Source organism: Polaromonas sp. (genome assembly GCF_039932935.1).
Taxonomy (GTDB): domain Bacteria; phylum Pseudomonadota; class Gammaproteobacteria; order Burkholderiales; family Burkholderiaceae_C; genus Polaromonas.
Map to the genome: position 1 here is coordinate 1 of NZ_JBDTPB010000069.1, position 2196 is coordinate 2196.

Annotated in this window: 2 protein-coding genes and 1 pseudogene; 2 read left to right on the plus strand and 1 reads right to left on the minus strand. The window is 61.8% G+C overall.

Annotation, left to right across the window (positions count from 1 at the left end):
- Positions 1-468, plus strand: a pseudogene (gene recA / locus ABI546_RS11585) (recombinase RecA); the annotation flags it as partial.
- A gap of 95 nt (positions 469-563) precedes the next feature.
- Entirely contained in the window at positions 564-1055 is a 492-nt protein-coding gene (gene recX / locus ABI546_RS11590) for a recombination regulator RecX (RefSeq protein WP_348046737.1), read from the plus strand.
- 96 nt (positions 1056-1151) lie between these two features.
- On the opposite strand, the gene argC is transcribed toward recX, so the two are convergent.
- A complete protein-coding gene (gene argC, locus ABI546_RS11595; protein ID WP_348046738.1) occupies positions 1152-2063 on the minus strand; it encodes an N-acetyl-gamma-glutamyl-phosphate reductase in 912 nt (303 codons plus the stop codon).
- Positions 2064-2196: the final 133 nt, after the last annotated feature.

A 2196-nucleotide genomic window follows, 5' to 3' on the forward strand; every position in this document is an offset into this window, starting at 1 on the left:
CCCGAAACCACCACCGGCGGCAATGCGCTCAAGTTCTACGCCTCGGTGCGCCTGGACATCCGCCGTATCGGCTCCATCAAGAAGGGCGAAGAGGTGATCGGCAACGAAACCCGGGTCAAGGTGGTCAAGAACAAGGTGGCGTCGCCGTTCAAGACGGCGGAGTTCGACATTCTCTACGGCGAGGGCATCAGCCGGCTGGGCGAGGTGCTGGATCTGGGTGTGGCCGGCCACATCGTTGAAAAGGCAGGCGCCTGGTACGCCTTTAACGGCGAAAAAATCGGCCAGGGCCGCGACAACTCACGTGAGTTCCTGAAAGAAAACCCCGAACTCGCCATCGAGATCGAAAACAAGGTGCGCGAATCGCTGGGCATTCCGCTGGTGCAGGTGACTGGTGGTGCTGAGCCCGCCCCGGCTGAAAAGGCCCCCAAGGCCGAAAAAGCCGAGAAGGCTGTCAAAGCGGCTGCCTGACCGGTTTTAATGAAAAATAAGGCTATAGCCCAATCAGGACGGGCGCAAGCAGCTATTAAAAGTGTAGCAATTTCGCCCTGCTTGGCCTCTTGACCATGGAAAATCCGGCAGACACTCCCCCGGCAAAACCCGCCCGCCGTGCGGGTTTTGGCCTTTCCCTCAAGGGCCGCGCACTGCGTTACCTGGCCGCTCGCGAACATTCGCGCGCCGAGCTGGAGCGCAAGCTGGCCCCGCATGAAGAAACGCCGGGCCAGCTGGCCCAGGTGCTCGACGACCTGGAGGCCAAGGACTTCATCAGTGAAGCGCGAGTGGTCGAGTCGGTGATCAACCGGCGCGCTGCCCGGTTTGGCGCGGCGCGCATCAAGCATGAATTGGTGAACAAGGGCCTCAGCGCGGAACGGGTCGCAGGGGCCGTGGCCAGCCTCAAAGGCAGTGAACTGGAACGCGCCCGGGACATCTGGCGCAGGAAGTTCGACGGGCCCGCGCCCGACGCGGCCGCCCGCGCCAAACAGATGCGTTTTTTGGCGGCGCGCGGTTTTGGTGGTGACGTGATCCGCCGCGTGGTATCACAAGCCGACGAGGATTGAAGGGGCTCGCAGAGCCCTATCTTGCAAAGAAAAAATGGCTCCAGCCCAATCGGCACATACGCAAGCAGCTACTAAATTAATAGCAAAGGCGAAGCCTTACAAGCCGAGCATCAATTTCAGATTCTGGACCGCGGCGCCCGATGCGCCCTTGCCCAGGTTGTCCAGCCGCGCCACCAGCACCGCCTGGCGATGCTCTTCGTTGGCAAACACCCGCAGTTCCATCTTGTTGGTGTCGTTCAGCGCCAGCGCGTCCAGCTTGCCGGAGTCGCCTGCAGGCTCCACCGTCACCCATTCGCTGCCGGCGTAATGTTGAGTCAGCGCGTCCTGCAGCTGCGCAGCGGTGGGTTTGCCGGGCAGTAAATCCAGGTGCAAAGGCAGTTGCACCAGCATGCCTTGCTTGAAGTTGCCCACAGACGGAATGAACACCGGGCGGCGTGACAACCCCGTGTATTTCATGATTTCGGGCAGGTGCTTGTGCTTCAGGCTCAGGCCGTAGAGCTCAAACAGCGGCGCCGTGCCGGCTTCGTAGTCCTCGATCATCTGCCGTCCGCCGCCGGAGTAACCACTCACAGCAGGAAGGCTCAGGGGGAAGTCGGCAGGGATCACACCCGCATCGACCAGCGGGCGGATCAGCGCAATCGCGCCGGTGGCGTAGCAGCCAGGGTTGCCGACGCGGTCAGCGGCGGCCACGGCGGCGCGCTGGGTCTGGGTTAGTTCAGGAAAACCGTACACCCAGCCCGGCACAGTGCGGTGGGCGGTGGAGGCGTCGATGATCTTGGGCTTTTTGCCCGTCAGGGAGTCGATCATGGTGACCGATTCGCGGGCTGCATCGTCGTGCAGGCACAAGATCACCATGTCCACTTGCGCCATCAGCGCGCGCTTGGCGGCCGCATCCTTGCGCAGCTCGGCTGCGATGCTGACCAGTTCGATTTGCGGCATGGCTTGCAACCGTTCACGGATTTGCAGGCCCGTGGTGCCGGCTTCGCCGTCAATAAACACTTTGGACATGAAGACTTCCCTATACCTGCCAGCGCCAGATTAGGCGCCGCCGACCCCAAACGGGGGGTGATTTGCTACGTAAGATCCGCACAAGAATTGTGCGTCGCACCATGATACAGTTCTGCGTTGCTGCCTGCAGTGA

What these genes read in the sequence shown, in the direction of transcription:
- recX (WP_348046737.1), top strand. Translation starts at nt 564, where the DNA reads ATGGAAAATCCGGCAGACACTCCCCCGGCAAAACCCGCCCGCCGTGCG.
- argC (WP_348046738.1), bottom strand. Translation starts at nt 2,063, where the DNA reads ATGTCCAAAGTGTTTATTGACGGCGAAGCCGGCACCACGGGCCTGCAA.